The 17,014-nt window shown below is 44.9% G+C and carries 16 protein-coding genes; 9 read left to right on the forward strand and 7 right to left on the reverse strand.

The window, feature by feature from the left end; translation table 11 throughout:
• Position 1 precedes the first annotated feature (1 nt).
• Positions 2 to 418 carry a peptide-methionine (R)-S-oxide reductase MsrB gene (gene msrB, locus ACLSSO_RS03570; protein WP_413944798.1) on the forward strand — a complete coding sequence of 139 codons (417 nt, stop codon included), beginning with the start codon at positions 2 to 4 and terminating at the stop codon, positions 416 to 418.
• Here the strand turns inward: msrB and ACLSSO_RS03575 are convergent.
• The gene (locus ACLSSO_RS03575) at positions 415 to 1,308 is read right to left on the reverse strand and encodes an energy transducer TonB (RefSeq protein ID WP_413944080.1); all 894 of its coding nucleotides are present in this window, start codon (positions 1,306 to 1,308) and stop codon (positions 415 to 417) included. The genes msrB and ACLSSO_RS03575 overlap by 4 nt on opposite strands.
• A gap of 94 nt (positions 1,309 to 1,402) precedes the next feature.
• Here ACLSSO_RS03575 and ACLSSO_RS03580 point away from each other — a divergent pair, with 94 nt between their 5' ends.
• From ACLSSO_RS03580 to ACLSSO_RS03600, 5 genes are all read left to right on the forward strand, one after another.
• Positions 1,403 to 1,912 (forward strand): PilZ domain-containing protein, encoded by a 510-nt coding sequence (locus ACLSSO_RS03580; protein WP_295905314.1) that lies wholly within the window; start codon positions 1,403 to 1,405, stop codon positions 1,910 to 1,912.
• Positions 1,913 to 1,991: 79 nt separating this feature from the next.
• Entirely contained in the window at positions 1,992 to 3,347 is a 1,356-nt protein-coding gene (locus ACLSSO_RS03585; RefSeq protein ID WP_367276418.1) for a PhoH family protein, read from the forward strand.
• A 10-nt stretch (positions 3,348 to 3,357) separates the two neighbouring features.
• A complete protein-coding gene (locus tag ACLSSO_RS03590; protein WP_295905310.1) occupies positions 3,358 to 3,768 on the forward strand; it encodes a MaoC family dehydratase in 411 nt (136 codons plus the stop codon).
• 7 nt (positions 3,769 to 3,775) lie between these two features.
• Entirely contained in the window at positions 3,776 to 4,204 is a 429-nt protein-coding gene (locus tag ACLSSO_RS03595; RefSeq protein ID WP_295905308.1) for a BLUF domain-containing protein, read from the forward strand.
• Positions 4,205 to 4,231: 27 nt separating this feature from the next.
• Complete coding sequence (locus ACLSSO_RS03600) at positions 4,232 to 4,663, forward strand: DoxX family protein (RefSeq protein ID WP_295905306.1); 432 nt, start codon at positions 4,232 to 4,234, stop codon at positions 4,661 to 4,663.
• Positions 4,664 to 4,691: 28 nt separating this feature from the next.
• Here ACLSSO_RS03600 and lipB read toward each other — a convergent pair whose 3' ends face one another.
• Positions 4,692 to 5,348, reverse strand: a complete 657-nt coding sequence (gene lipB, locus ACLSSO_RS03605; protein WP_413944081.1) for a lipoyl(octanoyl) transferase LipB — start codon at positions 5,346 to 5,348, stop codon at positions 4,692 to 4,694.
• Positions 5,349 to 5,540: 192 nt separating this feature from the next.
• Between lipB and ACLSSO_RS03610 the strand changes: the two genes are divergently transcribed.
• The gene (locus ACLSSO_RS03610) at positions 5,541 to 7,166 is read left to right on the forward strand and encodes a hypothetical protein (RefSeq protein WP_413944082.1); all 1,626 of its coding nucleotides are present in this window, start codon (positions 5,541 to 5,543) and stop codon (positions 7,164 to 7,166) included.
• On the opposite strand, the gene ACLSSO_RS03615 is transcribed toward ACLSSO_RS03610, so the two are convergent.
• Both ACLSSO_RS03615 and ACLSSO_RS03620 read right to left on the reverse strand, forming a co-directional pair.
• Positions 7,148 to 8,548, reverse strand: a complete 1,401-nt coding sequence (locus ACLSSO_RS03615) for a lytic transglycosylase domain-containing protein (RefSeq protein ID WP_413944083.1) — start codon at positions 8,546 to 8,548, stop codon at positions 7,148 to 7,150. The two genes, ACLSSO_RS03610 and ACLSSO_RS03615, sit on opposite strands and share 19 nt — an antisense overlap.
• Before the next feature lie 181 nt (positions 8,549 to 8,729).
• A complete protein-coding gene (locus tag ACLSSO_RS03620) occupies positions 8,730 to 10,031 on the reverse strand; it encodes an imelysin family protein (protein WP_413944084.1) in 1,302 nt (433 codons plus the stop codon).
• Between the two features lie 143 nt (positions 10,032 to 10,174).
• Between ACLSSO_RS03620 and ACLSSO_RS03625 the strand changes: the two genes are divergently transcribed.
• Complete coding sequence (locus ACLSSO_RS03625) at positions 10,175 to 11,131, forward strand: sterol desaturase family protein (RefSeq protein ID WP_295901750.1); 957 nt, start codon at positions 10,175 to 10,177, stop codon at positions 11,129 to 11,131.
• 37 nt (positions 11,132 to 11,168) lie between these two features.
• On the opposite strand, the gene ACLSSO_RS03630 is transcribed toward ACLSSO_RS03625, so the two are convergent.
• Together ACLSSO_RS03630 and ACLSSO_RS03635 are read right to left on the reverse strand one after the other, a co-directional pair.
• Positions 11,169 to 13,376, reverse strand: a complete 2,208-nt coding sequence (locus ACLSSO_RS03630) for a TonB-dependent receptor family protein (protein ID WP_413944085.1) — start codon at positions 13,374 to 13,376, stop codon at positions 11,169 to 11,171.
• A gap of 2 nt (positions 13,377 to 13,378) precedes the next feature.
• Positions 13,379 to 14,368 carry an extracellular solute-binding protein gene (locus ACLSSO_RS03635; protein ID WP_295901745.1) on the reverse strand — a complete coding sequence of 330 codons (990 nt, stop codon included), beginning with the start codon at positions 14,366 to 14,368 and terminating at the stop codon, positions 13,379 to 13,381.
• Between the two features lie 136 nt (positions 14,369 to 14,504).
• On the opposite strand from ACLSSO_RS03635, the gene ACLSSO_RS03640 reads away from it, so the two are divergent.
• Positions 14,505 to 16,187 carry a thioredoxin family protein gene (locus ACLSSO_RS03640; RefSeq protein WP_413944086.1) on the forward strand — a complete coding sequence of 561 codons (1,683 nt, stop codon included), beginning with the start codon at positions 14,505 to 14,507 and terminating at the stop codon, positions 16,185 to 16,187.
• On the opposite strand, the gene ACLSSO_RS03645 is transcribed toward ACLSSO_RS03640, so the two are convergent.
• Positions 16,184 to 16,999 carry a gamma-glutamyl-gamma-aminobutyrate hydrolase family protein gene (locus ACLSSO_RS03645; RefSeq protein ID WP_413944087.1) on the reverse strand — a complete coding sequence of 272 codons (816 nt, stop codon included), beginning with the start codon at positions 16,997 to 16,999 and terminating at the stop codon, positions 16,184 to 16,186. The genes ACLSSO_RS03640 and ACLSSO_RS03645 overlap by 4 nt on opposite strands.
• Positions 17,000 to 17,014: the final 15 nt, after the last annotated feature.

Raw genomic sequence — 17,014 nt, forward strand, 5'->3', positions numbered from 1 at the left:
TATGGCTGACAAAGTTTTAAAATGCGGGCTTCCCGACGATGAGAATGAATTAAAAAAAATCCTGACGCCAGAGCAGTACAGAATCATGCTGGAAAACGGGACGGAACGACCTTTTCAGAATGCCTATTGGAATCACCATGAAGCAGGCATTTATGTCGATGCGATTTCCGGAGTGCCGCTGTTTTCAAGCGAAGATAAATTTGATTCCGGGTCGGGATGGCCTAGTTTTACAAAACCGATTTCTTCCGATGCGGTGGTGGAGCTTCCTGATCACTCGCACGGTATGACTCGTATCGAAGTGCGCGCGAAGGGTTCAAATTCTCACTTGGGACACGTGTTTGACGATGGCCCGGCACCGACGGGACTTCGCTATTGTATCAACTCAGCGTCGCTGAAGTTTATTCCGAAAAAATCTTAATTACGGTTCACAAGAGCTGGCGGATTGTAATTCACCGTGAATGAAAATTTCACGTGAATAAATCCGTCGTCTTGAATCATCTCTTGCGGAGGATTTGGGAAAACCTTGGCATCACGAAACGCGTTCACTGCAGCAGCATCAAAGGCCATGATCCCAGACTCCTTCATAATCAGTGCCTGACGAAGCTGTCCGGTTTTATCCAGCAAAAATTCCACGTGCGTTGTCCAATTGCGATTTCCTGCCTGCGATAAAGTAGGGCGATCAAAATTATTAATCGCTTGTTGCACACGTGTTTCCCAGCGGTAGCGAATCAGTTCTTCCATGCGGGCGTAGAATGTATAGAAGAGATAGCGATCCGTATTGAGAGCGGTGAAAGAACCGACTTTCATATCACGCGGCATTGATTCGCCGATCGTCGACATGCCATCGTTAAAGCGATTCATCTCTTGCAACTCTTTGCTGATATCGACGTTTTGAAATCCGTCTTTATCTTTTTCTTCAGGAGCTTTCACTCCCGAATGAGTTGGTGGTTGCGGAGGCGTGTTTTGCTGAGAAGTCCCACGATTGCTGCGATTGGCAGTCATGCCGTTCTGCGCGGCACGAGTTTCTTCACGCACGCGTTTTTTTTGTTCAGAAAGAAAACGCGCCAATGTTTCGTCATCAGGCGCCTTCATTTTTTCAGGAACCAAAGCCTGGCGAACAACGGATTGTTTTTTTGGCGTGAGTGCCTCTAAAATTTGTCCCTCAGGATAAAGAGCGATCTCAATAGTCTCTTTGGGTGGCGTTTCAAAAAAAGGAGCCAACCACACCACTCCTCCAAAGAAGATCAAATGCAGTAAAAGACTGCAAAGAAGGGCTATAGCTAAAAGAACTCGTCGCGTGGTTATCATCGTCGTCCCATTTTAAGACATATCTAGACCTTAGTACAAGACGGCTAAAGTTGAAACATTTTCTGCCGATAAGAATGTGTCACAGGGGGAAATAATGGGGAAAGTGCTCGATATCACGCCACGCCTAAGATCTCAAAATTCTTTAGAAAATACGAAAAAAGAAGTGGGTGCGGAAGTCCTTGATATCACTGAGGCTCGTCAAGAGATTTTGAGCCGTGATCGCCGCGATGTAAAAAGAACTATTCTCACGGAATTCGTGGGTGCCTTTGTGGTTTTGCCTGAAAAAGGCCTTTTAAAGGCAGCTCTTTATGACATCTCTGAAAACGGGATGGCCTTTGATTTGGAACTGACAGAGGGCGGTTTTACGACGGGTGAAGAAGTCGCGATGCGCGTTTATTTGAATCACTCGACTTATTTTCCGTTCACAATCCGTGTGACGAACAGTCGCTCGATTGAAGATGAAGGTGTGATCCGTCATGGTGCTAATTTCGTCAGAGGCACAATGAATGATGTCGCGCTCCATCATTTCGTTAAATTCATTGAAAACGTCAGCGCGAGTCTGAAAACGGATTCCGGCGACGTTCTTGTTTCGCACATCTCGTAAATTCAATTCACGCGGCCCTTTTCCGTGGACTTTAGTCCTGCAATTTGTTGCAATTTAGCTGTGGTATATTCTGCAGCGGATGCAGAATTGCACGGACTATAAACACGGAGGGCTGTCCTTGAGTAAAGCTAAGCGCAGAAAAATTGTTGTCGATACAAACGTGATTCTTTTCGATTCTCAGGCGATTCTGCGTTTTGGGGAGGCAGATGTTCACATCCCCATTTCAGTTATCGAAGAAGTAGATAAATTCAAAAGAGACCAAGGCGAAAACGGACGTAACGCCCGTCAATTCAGCCGCTTTATCGACGTGCTTCGTGCGAAGGGTTCTCTCGCAAGTGGCGTGCAAATCGATAACTCCGAAACAATGGTTTACATCAACACAGATTTGATGCTGGCGGGGATGCCATCAGAGTTGGATCACCAAAAAGCAGACAACCGTATCTTGAACACGGCGCTGGCTTTGCAAAAACAACATCCACGTTACAAGGTGGAGTTGATTTCTAAAGACATCAATCTTCGTATCAAAGCCGACGTTTACGGCGTTGTTGCAAAAGACTATGAATCGAATGATATCAATCGTGATGACCTTTACGAAGGTTATCAAGAGATCATGGTGACTCCGGAACAAATCGACATGTTCTACAAAGAGAAACGCTTTTTGACGGACATGAAACTTTATGCGAACCAATACGTGATCATGAAGGATTCCGCGAATCCTAATCATTCGGCAATTGGTCGTTTTAGTTTTGCTGAAAAAGCCATCGTTCCCTTGATGCAGGCAGCAGATTCTATTTGGGGTATTCACGCACGAAATGTCGAACAGGCGTTCGCTTTGGATTGTTTGATGAACGACGAAGTGATGTTTGTTTCTCTTGTTGGTAAAGCTGGAACAGGTAAGACGTTGCTGGCGATCGCAGCAGGTCTTCACAAAACTTTGGATCAAGGCCAATTCCAGAGATTACTTGTATCTCGTCCGATTTTCCCAATGGGACGTGATATAGGTTATTTGCCAGGTGACATTGAACAGAAATTAAATCCCTGGATGCAACCGATTTTTGATAACGTAGAGTTCTTGATGGGTGCGGACAAAAAAGCAGCGGGTCGCGCGCAAGAATTGATCAATCAGGGAATGCTTAACATTGAGCCTCTGACATACATTCGCGGTCGCAGCATTCCGAAGCAATACCTCATTGTGGATGAAGCACAAAACTTGACTCCGCATGAAATCAAGACAATTGTTACACGCGCAGGACGCGGGACAAAAGTTGTTTTGACTGGAGACGTTTATCAGATCGACAACCCGTATGTGGATTCTGCGAACAGCGGTCTCACTTACGCTGTAGAGAGATTTAAAGGGCATCCGATTGCAGCCCACGTGACTCTCACAAAAGGTGAAAGATCTGAGCTTGCCGAATTGGCAGCGAATATTTTGTAGGAGTTTAAAAATGGTTACGGCAGAAATTGATGTAGGATACACGGCTTCGATCACAGTGAAGGTGACTGACAAAATGGTTCACCAATTTGCTGATTTGTCTGGGGACCGCAATCCTATTCATCTCGATGACGAATACGCGGGTAAGAGCCGCTTTAAACGTCGTATTGCCCACGGGATGATCGTTGGAGCTCTGATTTCCAGAGCTCTTGTCGACGGAATCGGTTTGGGTGGAATTTATTTGGGACAATCTTTGAAATTCGTGAATCCGGTTTTCATCGATGACACGATCACGATCACAATCAAGATCACAGGTCTTCGTAAGGAAAAAGGAATCGCGACGGTTGAAACCAACGCGTACAAAGAAAATGGTGATATCGTGGTGAAGGGTGAAGCTGTCATCATGATGAATGCACCGGCATAAGAGGAAAATGAATCCAATTTTTCATCTTGTCTATATCAGTGAGGCGGCCGAGGATATCAGTTATACAGATATTCATGATATTCTCGAAGTTTCACGACGAAATAATTCTCAAGAGGCCATCACTGGCCTTTTGATTTTTCGTGATGGACACTTCCTGCAATTGTTGGAAGGCGATGAAAAAAGTGTTCGCAAAGTTCTTGGTAAAATCCTGTTAGATGATCGCAATTACTCTTTGCGGGTTCTTATTGAAGCCGAAGGCGATCAACGTCTGTTCCCGAATTGGACAATGGCTTTTTATGATGGGGATGTCAGTCCGAATTCTACTGAAGACCTTATCAATTTATTTGATGCATGCTTAGATGGTGGTGCGAGTCGCCGCTCGTTAATCATGCCGATGCTGCATCAGTTCCGTGCTTCTGCTCCTGAATTAAAATAATTAACAGCTTTGTTGGAGGTTCTCTCTATGCCTGGTTTTCTATCCAAGATTTTATCTGCAAGAAATTTTAATACGAAATACGACGATGCCGCTTTGACTTTGTTGCGTGTGTTTATCGGACTGACGATGGCTTTCTCTCACGGTTTGGGTAAATTGCCTCCGCCGCAAATGTTGGTGGATGGTATTTCTTCTCTGGGATTTCCGGCGCCTGAGTTCTTCGCATGGTGCGCAGGGCTTGCGGAATTTGCAGGAGGAGTTTTGTTAGCAATAGGTCTTCTGACTCGTCCTGCCGCCGCCTTTGTTGTGTTCACTATGGCAGTTGCAGTTCTGGGAGTGCACAGAGCGGATCCTTTCGGACAAAAAGAAATGGCGTTGTTATATCTCTTTGCCTCTTTGTTCTTTGTCCTTCACGGGGCAGGTCGCTGGTCCGTGGATCACATGATTTCAAAGAAGAAGTAATAAAAAAAGCCCTCGGAAGAGGGTTTTTTTATAGAACTTGAATCAGGCGCATTTTTAATTTTTCACTGAACTGTTTAAGATCCACAGGGGATTGTAAAACCTGTTCAAGGCTCACCATTGTCTCTGTCGTAAATCCACAAGGATTCATGCCCACAAAAGCTTTCGGATCGTAATTCAAATTGATTGCAGCTCCATGGAAGGTCACCCATTTGCGTACGCCGACCCCTAGAGAGGCGATTTTGTGATTTCCCACCCACACGCCTGTTTCATCAGCTTCAGAATCCGTTTGAGGATTTTTGTGCAAAGATTTTCCCTGCGCTTGAACATCGTAAGATTTTAAAACATCGACGATCGCATCTTCAAGGGCACGCAGGTAGCCTACGATCTCGCGATCTTTACGGCCTTTGCGTGCGAAAGTGAGGTTGAGAATTGGGTAGACAATCAATTGGCTTGGGCCATGATAAGTCGCGCGACCGCCACGAGAGACTTCCACAACTCGTCCATTCCAAGCAAAAACGTCACCTTCTTTAGTGGCGCGACCTAAAGTGACAACCGGTGGATGAGAACAAAAAACAAGATAGCCCGGAAGATTTTCCGAGTGAACTTTCTCGACAAGTTCGAGTTGTTTTTTCAGAGCTACATCGTAATCGATGAGTCCCCAATCTTGAAAAGTAAGGTCTGCCATAAATATTATTTTTGCCACCGAAAGTCGGGGATGTCATTGCATTATTAAAAGACTGACAAATCTTTTTACATCAGTGTTTCTGCGAGTGTTGATGCTTTAGTCACAAAAATTTCAAAATGAGATTCATTTGAAATGCCCCTGAAACTCGCTACAGAATGGAATCACAGGACAGGGAAAATAGACGGAGGGTCCATGAAGAATCTGGGTGTAACAGTTCTACTGCTCGCAGGGATGGCGTTAACAGGGTGTCTAGAAAGTGGCGGGGGCAAAGAAGTTCCTTCTAACTTGAACAACGGCGACTTCGTGACCGAACCCGGCGGTGACGACAATGCGAGCCAAGGAAATGGTGGAACAACAACTCCGACAAACCCTGATGATGACGGAACGAAGACACCCCCACAGCCTTCAGCTCCAGATGGATTTGATATCAATAAAGGTGAAGTCCTTACGGCTTCCACAAATCTATCTTTGGATTTTTATCCTCCGTTTCAATCAGCTTATTTGAAAGTTTCTGAGAACGAGACCTGTGCCAATGGAGACTGGGTCCGTTATGCCAACAGCATGTCCTTCGTCAGCGCAAAAACAAATCAAGCCGTTCCTTTGAGTGTGCAGTTTCGCGACTATGACGGTCGTATGAGTTCTTGCTACACCAGAAAGATTTTTATCGATCAGGCAGGTCCTGAGATTGTGTTTGCCAAATATCCATCGGCTCCAGTTGAAGAGGGTTTGGATGTTGAAATCGTTTTCTCTGTGACTGACGCCGGTGCCGGTGTTGACACGGTCACATGTGAATTTGCCGGAGTTTCGAAAGCCTGCTTGGCAGGACAAAATAAAGTGACGTTCCCAAAGATGGCGGGTGGCGATTACACGTTTAAAGTTTCAGCGAAAGATAAACTAGGATTTGCTTCTGAGAAATCCGTGTCATTTAAAGTGTCTTCTTTATATAAACAAATGGTGCAAAACGTGAAAGTGAATGCCTACCAAAAAGTAGACATTCTTTTTGTCATCGATAACTCGGGTTCGATGGAGTATGAACAAAAGAGCATGGCCAATCGCGTGCGCAACTTCTTGGATGTGGTGAAAGGCTTAGACTGGCAAATTGCTGTGACGACAACAGATCCTGTGCATAGCACATTGGGTGACGGTCGTTTGGTTCCTCTTTATGGGAAGACAAATTCTTATATTTTAAATTCGTCCATGGCAGACGCCGATGCTCGTTACACCTTGGGTATGACTTTGCAAAGACCGGAAACGGGCAGTGGTGATGAGCAAGGTATTTATGCCGCTTACAGGGCGATCGAAAGATCTTTGGGCGCTATAGGCAGTAATAAAAACTTCATTCGTCAGGATTCCCAATTGGCCGTTGTGGTGATTTCGGATGAAGACGAGTCAGCGAATGGTCCAAAGAATGATCCAGCGAATTTTGTTAAATATGTTCAAGACAGTTTCGCGGGACAAAAAGCGATGAGCTTTCACTCCATCATTGCACGTCCTGGCGATAAGGCGTGTTTAAGTGGTGAAGGCTATTCTGCGGGCTTCCGCTATGAGCAGATTTCAAAACTCACAGGTGGTGTGATCGGTGACGTCTGTGCGACGGACTATGCGGCGCAAGTTCAAGGGATCGCAGAAGGTGTTAGAAAAACTTTGAAGTCTTTCACTTTGACGTGTGCTCCGGTGATCGACTCAATGAGATCTTTGTTGGTTCTTAAAGACGGCCAAGTTTACAACGGCACGCGCTCCATTCAAGGATTGAACGTGGTCTTTGATGAAATGCTTCCTGCCGGAAACTACGAAGTTTACTATTCTTGCTTGAAGTAAGAGACGTCGCTTTGACTGACCTTGCTGTCGTCAGGGCGAGTGTCTTTGGTTAAAAGACTTTTTAAAACCAAACGCGCTGGGGTGTCGACCATTAACGTGAATCCCGAAGGGATCGAAGCGTTGCGCTCCAGAGCCTTCTTAAGATCCGGATTGTAAAGAACGAAATCTTCTTTTGCAAGACCACTGCGACGCAGAAGTTCTTTGGCAGAAATAGCGCGCGCCAATTTCACCGTATGCAGATCCAAAGTCTTTTCATACTCAAGATCCGTAAAAATCTGATCGTGGTATTTTTCAGCATAAAGAGCGGCCAAAAACTCACAATAAAAATTAGAAGAAGCAAAATCAAAAGTGCGTGATTGATAGCCTGCGATGATTTCGGAAAGTTCTTCGCTCTCTGCGGCTTTCATGGCGCGACGAAGTCCTGAAGGACCATGGTTCCACGCCGTCACCGCCAAAGGCCACGAGCGACGTAAGATCATGTGATTTTCCTTAAGGAGTCTTGCGGCAGCATCCGTCGCTTTGAAAGGAGAATTGCGTTCATCAATGTGATCATTCACGGTTAAAAAGCTTTTCCCGGTGTAATCCATGAATTGCCAAATGCCCGAAGCCCCAACTTTGCTGACAGCGTGACGGTTGAAACTGCTTTCAACAAATGGAATGCGTGTCAGTTCTACAGGAAGTTTGTGATTGCGGAAGATTTCTTCCATGCCGCTAAGATAAAGAGGGCTCACCTCAAGACCTTCGGCAAAAAAGTTCTTCTGACCTGTTTGCACGCGCACGTTTTTTAAAGCTTCCTTAGCTTTGTTTTGCAGAGTGCCTGGCAAAGCTTCCAGAGCCTTAGCAACGCTAACTTGAGCGGCGTCGTCTTCGTCAAACTCACCACGAGCCAATTCTTTGAGAGCCTCGCGGATATTTTGGGTTTCTTCAGAAACAAATTCATCAGCTTTCAAATTGCGCATCCAGCGCGCTTTGGGAGTGTCGCTGTTAATGATATCTGTGACATCCACGACTTTATACACCACCCATGGATACAACGTGTGGTGAATCACCTTACGGTTGGAATCGTAACGAGTGTAAATATCAAACCAAAATCCTACGCGGTCGCGCAGGCCCGCTGGAATATCGAAGTCCTCTGCAATACGACCTTCGTAATCGTTAAGGATTTCTTCACGATGATAGACGACATCAGGATCTTTTGAAAAGACCACGCCATCTAAGATGATTCGTTGGATTTTTTTAATGTGCTCAACGACAACAGGAAAGCTTGCAGAGTTAAAAAGCGCGACAAGAAGGCTCAAAGCCACGAGAGAACCCACGACATTGCGGGTGCTTCGTTTTGAGATAAAATTCTTAGATAAATTCACGTTTTCATCACTCTTCATCCCTACTTACAGAGCAAGAGTGATGCTAGAGTTTGGGGTCTCTAGCTCTCATAAAACGTGTTTGAACATAATGAACTGTCTAAAAGAACGTCACTGGCAACAAAATTAGCACTGTGTTTCGGAGCACTCACCAAAAGATGTTCAAAATGATGCACATTGTGCTGAGGGGCTCCGAATTCCTTTAGTCGTTATCACCTTGATGAGTCGGTGGCGCACGCAGGGCCAAGGCCGCTAGAACTTCTGTTTTCAGAAGGAAAGCCACTTCACGAACATCAGCGTGAACAGCGCAAATCTCTTCTTTACGATCGGTCATCGTCGTTGATTTGCAAAGAGTTGGATTCATCGCTTCGATTTGTTCTAACAAAGATCCTTTTTCTTGCGCGGCTTGAAGTGAAGCAATCGCTTTATCTAACGCGAGAAGAACTCTCTCAGAAACATCCGCGCGTCCTGATTGTGCCAGCAGGTCATCAAAACCAAATCCTGGCTGTGCAGAATAGCTGCCAGTAAAGATCGCTTTAAAACCTTTTAGTTGAGCTTCAGCGGCCGCTAAAGAAAGGCCCGAATAGATATGCTCGACATCACGGGGACACTTGTCTTCTGTGCAATCTTTGTGGCGAGCCAAAGGACGACCGAGTTTCAAATCTTTGATTTTTTCAATATTGGCCAAAGCATCCGTCACAGCGTTGATAGATTCTTTTAGTCCCGCATAACGAGAACCATCAATCAAAGCTTTGGTAAAGTTACCACCTTGCAAAGACCAAGCGTTGTTCAAAGATTTAGCTTTTGTTTCTACGTCTTTTGCCAACTCTTGCGCCCACAAGCAGCGATCCAGTTTCTTTTGCTGTTCCTCGCGAGCATTCCATTCTGCCATGGCAGGATTTGCTCTAGGATTGCATGTGGATTTCAACGACTTCTCAAAAAGGAGATATTCAATAGCCGCCAAACCGCGAACGTTGAAAATCAAGCTGTCACTGCCGATAGGAGATTTTGAGTTTTCGTAAGCTTTTTTATCGATGTCGCAAGTGTTGAGGTAAGGCCAAGAATAAAGGTAATCATTTAAAAAGCGTCCATTGTCCATCAAGGGACCAAAAGGAGCTGCCTGAACCGTGTGGAAGGAAAGCATTGCACGTTCCCAATCCAATTGCACTTGAGTTTCTTCACGGCGAGCCAGAGAGCCTGTCGCCAAAGCTTCGCAGTACTGACGAAGGGAACCACGCAATACAGGAACTTGCGTGTTAAAATCTTCTACCGCACGAGCAATTATGTTTGTACCGATATTGATCAGCATTTTTTGTTCTGAAAACGCACCTTCATTCGGTTTTTGAAATTCACCGGGAAGAGATTCACCTTGGTTTTGTTGAGGCGTGTTGTTGCCGCCGTTGCGAGCTGTTTTTTCGTTCTTAAAAAAGTCCGAACAAGAAGCAGTTAATAAACACGTCGCTAAAGCCAAAGACACCTTCAAAATCAGATTTTTCGCGTGCATAAGCCCTCACTTTCAGAACGGTCTTTGTGCCTGAAAGACCCTCCCTGTGACAAGTTTTCATGGCCTCAGGGGCATAGTTGAAAACTCATTGAGGATTGTTGAGAAAAAAGTGTGAAAATCGTTCCTGTGTGCTAACAAAAGGTATGCTTGAGCAACCCGAAAATTGGACTCGTTTGCAAAAATTACTCTTTCAATTTGATGAGCCCACATCAAGGCTTTATCACGTCAATATTATTTCCAGCTTGCTCTTGGTTATCGTGGTTCTGTGGATCGTGGCCCGTCAGAAGAAAATGCCGCTAAAAATGCTTTTAAGCCGTTGGGTTTTGCGCAAAAAGTATTGGTGGAATCACTCAACGAAACAGGATTATTTGATTTATTTCCTAAATGCGCTCTTTAAAAGCTTCCTCTTCGTCCCTTTGTTTGAAGGAAGTTTTCATATCTCTCAAGCTGTCATCCGTTTTTTAGTGAAATTTAATGGCGGTGATCTTTTAAATATCCCGATAAGCAATGCGGATCTGGTGCTTTTCACATTGGCTGTTTTCGTATGGGATGATTTTTTGCGTTTCTTTCACCATTGGTTGATGCACAAGATCCCTTGGCTGTGGGAGTTTCATAAACTGCATCACAGTGCTCGGGTTTTAACTCCTGTGACTTTGTATCGCGCGCATCCCGTTGAGTCCGTTCTCGCCATTTTGCGAAATAGTTTAAGCTTAGGTGTTGCCATTGGTGTCTTTATTTTCTTATTTGGTTCAAGCTTCTCGCTTTGGACATTGTTAGGTATCAATGGCTTTGGTTTTATTTTTAATTTGGTCGGAGCAAACCTTCGCCACAGTCATATTCCCTTGAGCTTTGGTCCATTTGAGAGATTTTTGATCAGTCCTATTCAACACCAAGTGCATCACTCCAAAGACGTTCATCATTACGATAAAAACTTTGGGGTCAGTCTCGCGGTTTGGGATGGTTTGTTTGGATCTTTGGTTTTTTCTAAAGAGGTTTCAAAACTTCGTTTTGGTTTGAACGAAAGATTCCGAAAATCTTTGTGGGAGCATTACAAAGCTCCGTTTGTCACTTTAGGAAAGAAACTTTTAAGAAAGTCTTAAAATAACGGAGGAAGTTGAGATCTTCCTCCGCAGATTTTTAGAAATAATGTTTGAGGCCTACAAGAACACTGCGAGCCTTGCCGGGACGAGCACCGTAAGGTTTCATCGAAACCAAGTACTCACGATCCAAGATGTTATCCAGACGAGCATAGACGGAGCCTGCTTTGTCGTATTGGTATTTTAAACTCCAATCGACAATCCCGTAAGCCGCGACCTCTTGTCTGTTGGCAGCCACAGATTCGTTGTACATCTTGCCAGTCCAAGAAAGAACAACTTCTTGCGTGAATTTCTTGTATTGAGCACCGACACTTAAGCTGTATTGAGTTTCGGGGACATAAGGCAGCGGGTCTCCGGAATGAATTGTTCCGTTGCCCCAGACTTCATTATTAGAACTGAAATCATTTTTAAATTCCGCTTTCGTGAAGGTCGCATTCAGTCCCACAGGAATATAGACGGTCTTATACTGAAATCCTTTTTGCACTCGGGCCTCAAGGCCTGTGATCAATGCTTTACCACCGTCAAAGGTTTGATCTAAATCTCCGGTTGTGCAACCTGATGAGAAAGAACATGTGTCTTTGATGTTTTGATAGTCGTTCCAAAACCCGATGCCCTCGACGAAAAATTCCTGATCGGCATTAGAGTAGCGAACGCCAGCTTCGTAGTTCACACTTTCTTCAGGCTTGCTGCTTTGAGTTTGTCCAGGACCTACAATGGAGTATCCACGGTTGATGCCAGCAAAAGCCGACCAGCGATCTGTGAATTGTTGAAGAACGCCAAGACCCGGCACAAAGAAATTCTCAGAACCGTTGGTTGTCGTGTTCGTCAAATCATTCTGGGCAGAATAATTGACAGTTTCAAAGCGACCCGTCGTCGTGATTTTTAATCCAGGAACAGCTTCAACCAGCATCTCGTCACTTGCTGTGATAGCAACCGATTGAGTTGTGTCACGATTCAAATCTTTTTGAGAAGCGGCTTCGCCCGTGCTCACCAAATGACTGTTCGTCATCGAGTAATAACGTTTAGTATGGTCGCGGCGAATCTGATCATCGTGCAGGCGAAGACCTAAACTCACCTGATGAGTCCACGTTCCCGCGGTGTGCGCGGAAAAGGAGCCAAATTGAATGCCCTGACTGTAAAAATATCTATTGTTATTTAAAACAGCGATGTCTGTCGCATTACTTCCTGAAGAAGCAGAGTCCGCATTTCCAGTCAGAATATCGTGATAAAGCTGATCTTGGGGGCCGGAAGGATTTAACAGAACAGAATTGATTTTGATACTTCCGTCTCTAAATCCGTCAAAGCGACGCCAGTCACGATGGAATTTGTTGTGATAGACCGTCGCCCAAACGCCCCAATTTTCCTGAACCTGGGCTTTGTACGTCAGCTGATATTGCTCATGCTGCCAATCCATCAAATCTTTTTCAGAAGCGTTGTAACGACGGAACGGAGACGCATCGAAATCATCCAATGAAAGTCCCAAATAGGTTTCATCAGAAAGTTCATTGGCGTAGCCGACTTTCATTTGCAAAGAATGACGTTTATCACCATCAAGATGGTATTCACCCTTCAGCAAGAAATCATTTTTGGAAAATCCAGTTTTATCGCCGGAATCCAGTTTTTTAAAACCATCCGTTTGCATGTGCGTGCCTTCGAGCATCACACCACCACGGTCAAAAACTCGGGCAATATTGCCGCGATATTTTTGCGTATTAAAAGTTCCCGCCGCCAATTCGACTTCATTTGCGTCGTTTTTAGGAATACTGCGAGTGATGTAATTGATCGCACCACCAATGGAGTTCGGGCCATAGGGAACAGAGGCCACACCTTTAAAAACTTCGAGCGATTCGATCTTACTCATAAAAGGAGTGTAATAGGCCGCCGGAGCCGAGTAGGGTGCGGGACCAATTAAAATCCCATCTTCCAAGATGACGATTTTTTTACTGCGATCGGGATGAGTGCCGCGAAGACCGATGTTGGGGCGTAAACCAAAACCATCTTCCTCGCGAACATAAACACCGGGAACTTGTTTAAGCACACGGTTCACGTCGGATTGCTGTTGAAGTTCGAGCTTTTCTTTACTGATAAAATGCGCGGAACTGGGTTGAGTCAGTTCTTCTTCAGAACTGCCGATCACCCTCACGGGGCCGAGCTCAGACATTTTTGCTGAGACCTCAGAAACGTCTTCGGCCTGAGAGTTCAGGCCGAAGAAAGAAATTAAAATAAGAGTTTGAAAGAACTTATTCATGATTACTTATAGTCAAGTTCCTTGATGATACGTTGAGCAGCTGGAACTTGCTCACCGATCACAGACCAGTTTGTCGCGTCCGCTTTGAAAGTACCCCAGTCTTTGATCAACGTGTTCGGAGTCACACCCAAAGCTGCTGGATATTCCAAGTGGCTAGAAGACAAGTGAAGTTGCGCAGGTTCTTGCAACATCAAAGAGATGAACTCTTGCGCAAGAGCCGCTTTTTGTGAGTACTTCACGATACCGATACCAGAACCATTGACGTGAACGCCTGTGGTGTCTTGGTTTGCAAAAAGAGGTTTGATCGGGAAGTTCGGATTTTGTTGAACCATGCCCGCAAGATAGTAAGTGTTTGCAATACCTACATCACAGATGCCGTTTGCCATCGCCGTCATCATCGCTGTGTCATTCGGGAAAACATCAACGGCCAAATTATCAAGGATGCCAGACATGATGTTTTTTGCTTGCGCTTCACCTTTGTGGTGAACAAGGCTCGCAATCAATGCCACGTTGTAAGTGCCTTTAGAAGTTCTCATGCACACGCGACCCGCCCATTTAGCGTCAGCCAAGTCTTCGTAGTTAGAAAGCTCAGACGCTTTTACGCGAGAAGAATCGTAAACCAAAGTGCGTGCTCTGTAAGTCACAGCCACCCAGTGGTCATTTTGATCTTTCATCGCAGGAGCCACGCTTGATTTAACAGAGGCATTTGTCAACGGTTGCAAAAGACCTTTGTTTGTAAGATCAGACAAGAAAACGAGGTCTTTAGTGAAAATAAGATCCGCAGGAGTTGCTGCGCCTTCTGTCTGAAGTTGTGCAAGAACGTCCGCATAAGCTTTTTCAACGATAACAACGTCAACGCCTTTTTCAGCTTTGAATTGATCTGCGAGAGGTTGAAGACGCGCCGTCGGGCGGTCTGTGTAGATAGTCAATGTTTCCGCTTGAGCGGCCACTGTAGAAACAGTCAAGAGAAGAGCTGCTACTAGCAATTTCATCTAAAACTCCTTGTTTGTGAGCTGCTGAGATATCCAATGTGAGAAGCGAGCACAATCTTTCTATGGTTTATCCGCGTAAATGAAAAAGCATTGAAGATGAAAGTGAATTGAGAATATGATGCGGAGAGGAGTTTTTATGAAGTCTCTAATAATAATGTCTCTCTTTCTATCCTTAGGCGCCTATGCACGTTTGTCTGACGGAAAAGCCACACTTCAAGTCGAAAAAACGAAATTAGTCGGCCACGTAGCTGCAGGTTTTCACTTTAATAAAGAGGCTCCGGCAAGTCTGATGGTCGCAGGCCAAGAAAGCACCCCTGTTAAGAAAGAAGAAAAAGAATTGATCTTTGATCTTAGCAAAGCCGAAGGTAAATCTTTCCAAGTGAGTTTTTATGTCTGTGATGACAAAAAAACTGTCTGTGAAGAACATAAATACGATTACATGTTAAAATCCGGTAAATTGTTGGCAGGCGCAGGCAGTGCGGTAGCGTCGGCTAGTGTTCAGGCTTCTCAAGAAAAATCCGTGAAATCAGATAAAGTGCATATGAATTCTCATGGCTTTATCGAGAACAATATCGAAGCAGCCCTCAAGAAAGCCGACAAAGAGAAAAAACTGGTTTTGGTAGATTACGGTGCTCCTTGGTGCCCAGCGTGCGTTCGCCTCGAAACAGAAGTGTTCGGCACAAAAGAGTTTAAAGGTGCGACAAAAAAGCTAGTGAAGGTGGCGCTCAATTCAGACCTCGCTGCGAATAAGGCTTTCGGTGATAAATATCAAATCAAAGCCCTCCCGACACTTTTGATTTTGAACGCGCAAGGTGAGGAACTTTATCGCAGCCTGGATTTCAAACCGGCGAAGAGTCTTTCTCAAGAACTGACGGTGGCTTTAAAGAAAACAACATCCTTGGTAGAACTCGAAAAGCAAGCGGAAGCCGGAGATCGCACAGCACAAATGAAAATGGCCGAGAATGCTTTCAATAAGCTCGATATGGCAGCGGCTGTGAAATGGTATGAGAAGCTTCAAGATAAATCGGCTTTTTATGCTTATGCTGAAATGGGCTTGTGGGCTGAAAAAAATGAAAAAGATAAAAAAGACCGCGACGGTTACATTCAAGTTTTGAAGAAATGGATTGCGCAAGATCCGAATTCTTACACAGCAGCCTCCGCACGTAATGACCTGGCGGCACTTTATGCTGAAGACAAAAAAGGTCTGCCTGAAGACGTTAAGGCAGAGCTAAATAAAAACATGGAGCTTCTTCCAGCAATCGCGGGCTCAGCACAAAAGTCTCACGAGTTTTTTACCGCTTGGAGTGTTTCAGATTTAAAGCCTTTTGAACAAGAAGAAGTGATGTCCGTATGGCTTTCCTCTGCAAAATCTTTAAAAAAGGATGACATTGCAAAACAAATCGTCACGCAGTTAAAAGATCTTCTGACGAAAAAAGATTTAAGTGCAAAACGTCCCGGCGAAATCATGACGGGCCAATCGTATTTCAGAACTGCGGGCATGAAAGCGGAAGAAGAAGCGTGGCTTGTGAAATTGGTGGAAGCGTATCCAGATACTTACGTTTATCACATGAGACTGGCGCGTTTTTACTCTCGTAACAAGGAACATGCGAAGGCTCTTCCAGAAGCAGTCAAAGCTGTCGAATTGGGGCCCGAGTGGCGCTTGCAAAACTTGCAACTTTTGGCGCAAACCCAAAAAGAGTTGAATCAAAAAGAAGAAGCTAAAAAATCCATTGAACGCGCATTGGCTTTGCCGGAAGCAAAGTTAGAAAGATATAAAAAGATCGCGCAATCGCTGGAAGAGCTTAAGAAAACTCTTTAAGACGGATTCACAACAGGCTCTGGCGGCGGAGCCTCTTTGTTAAGACAAGCTTCAAGAAAGCTTTTCACAAGAGGTTCCGACGAAAGAAAGTGCTCTTCAAAGTCTTTATGAAATTCCGGATGCCATTGCACGCCGACGAAAAAACGATCCTTGCTGCTGCTAAACGCTTCAATCAATCCATCCGACGACGTCGCTTCCACTTGCAAACCGTCACCCAGTTTTTTAATTCCCTGATGATGAATAGAAACTATTTCTCCGCCGTGGGAATACATCTTAGAAAGTTTTCCGCCGGGCTCAATTTCCACGCTGTGCGTGAGGTGATCGTAAAGTTCCGCCTTATAATGCGCGACTTTGTCAGGCCTTTGCGTGGGGAGATCTTGAAAAAGAGTTCCACCCTTAAAAACATTCATCAGTTGAAAACCACGGCAAATTCCCAGGACGGGTTTATTTCTTTTCGCAAATGCTTTTAAAAGTTTCATTTCATAGCGATCGCGCACAGGATCCAGCCGTTGCTTCTCCATCGCAGGAATAGGTTCTTCACCATACAAAGACGGCGAAATATCTACACCACCTTGCAGGACCAAACCATCTAAAACTTCCGCATATTGATCGACGTTGAGATCTTCTTTGTTTAAAAGAGATTCGGACTCCAGAGAAGGAACCATAAATACCAAGGCGCCGTGTTTAGAAATCAAGTGCGCAAGGTTTTGCTCAAGGTATTGAATAGTTTTTCCGCGGGCTTCAAAGCCCTCAGGAGCTTCATGCAAAATACGTGGAGAAAGGCCAATCAGAAGAGGTTTGCTTGTTTCCATATTAAAATCTTGAAC

The sequence above is a fragment of the Bdellovibrio sp. HCB-162 genome, from assembly GCF_047344985.1.
Lineage (GTDB): Bacteria > Bdellovibrionota > Bdellovibrionia > Bdellovibrionales > Bdellovibrionaceae > Bdellovibrio.

Bases quoted from the DNA above. Each gene is read 5' to 3' on its own strand.
- msrB (WP_413944798.1), top strand. From the start codon at position 2: ATGGCTGACAAAGTTTTAAAATGCGGGCTTCCCGACGATGAGAATGAA.
- ACLSSO_RS03575 (WP_413944080.1), bottom strand. From the start codon at position 1,308: ATGATAACCACGCGACGAGTTCTTTTAGCTATAGCCCTTCTTTGCAGT.
- ACLSSO_RS03580 (WP_295905314.1), top strand. From the start codon at position 1,403: ATGGGGAAAGTGCTCGATATCACGCCACGCCTAAGATCTCAAAATTCT.
- ACLSSO_RS03585 (WP_367276418.1), top strand. From the start codon at position 1,992: ATGCAGAATTGCACGGACTATAAACACGGAGGGCTGTCCTTGAGTAAA.
- ACLSSO_RS03590 (WP_295905310.1), top strand. From the start codon at position 3,358: ATGGTTACGGCAGAAATTGATGTAGGATACACGGCTTCGATCACAGTG.
- ACLSSO_RS03595 (WP_295905308.1), top strand. From the start codon at position 3,776: ATGAATCCAATTTTTCATCTTGTCTATATCAGTGAGGCGGCCGAGGAT.
- ACLSSO_RS03600 (WP_295905306.1), top strand. From the start codon at position 4,232: ATGCCTGGTTTTCTATCCAAGATTTTATCTGCAAGAAATTTTAATACG.
- lipB (WP_413944081.1), bottom strand. From the start codon at position 5,348: ATGGCAGACCTTACTTTTCAAGATTGGGGACTCATCGATTACGATGTA.
- ACLSSO_RS03610 (WP_413944082.1), top strand. From the start codon at position 5,541: ATGAAGAATCTGGGTGTAACAGTTCTACTGCTCGCAGGGATGGCGTTA.
- ACLSSO_RS03615 (WP_413944083.1), bottom strand. From the start codon at position 8,548: ATGAAGAGTGATGAAAACGTGAATTTATCTAAGAATTTTATCTCAAAA.
- ACLSSO_RS03620 (WP_413944084.1), bottom strand. From the start codon at position 10,031: ATGCACGCGAAAAATCTGATTTTGAAGGTGTCTTTGGCTTTAGCGACG.
- ACLSSO_RS03625 (WP_295901750.1), top strand. From the start codon at position 10,175: ATGCTTGAGCAACCCGAAAATTGGACTCGTTTGCAAAAATTACTCTTT.
- ACLSSO_RS03630 (WP_413944085.1), bottom strand. From the start codon at position 13,376: ATGAATAAGTTCTTTCAAACTCTTATTTTAATTTCTTTCTTCGGCCTG.
- ACLSSO_RS03635 (WP_295901745.1), bottom strand. From the start codon at position 14,368: ATGAAATTGCTAGTAGCAGCTCTTCTCTTGACTGTTTCTACAGTGGCC.
- ACLSSO_RS03640 (WP_413944086.1), top strand. From the start codon at position 14,505: ATGAAGTCTCTAATAATAATGTCTCTCTTTCTATCCTTAGGCGCCTAT.
- ACLSSO_RS03645 (WP_413944087.1), bottom strand. From the start codon at position 16,999: ATGGAAACAAGCAAACCTCTTCTGATTGGCCTTTCTCCACGTATTTTG.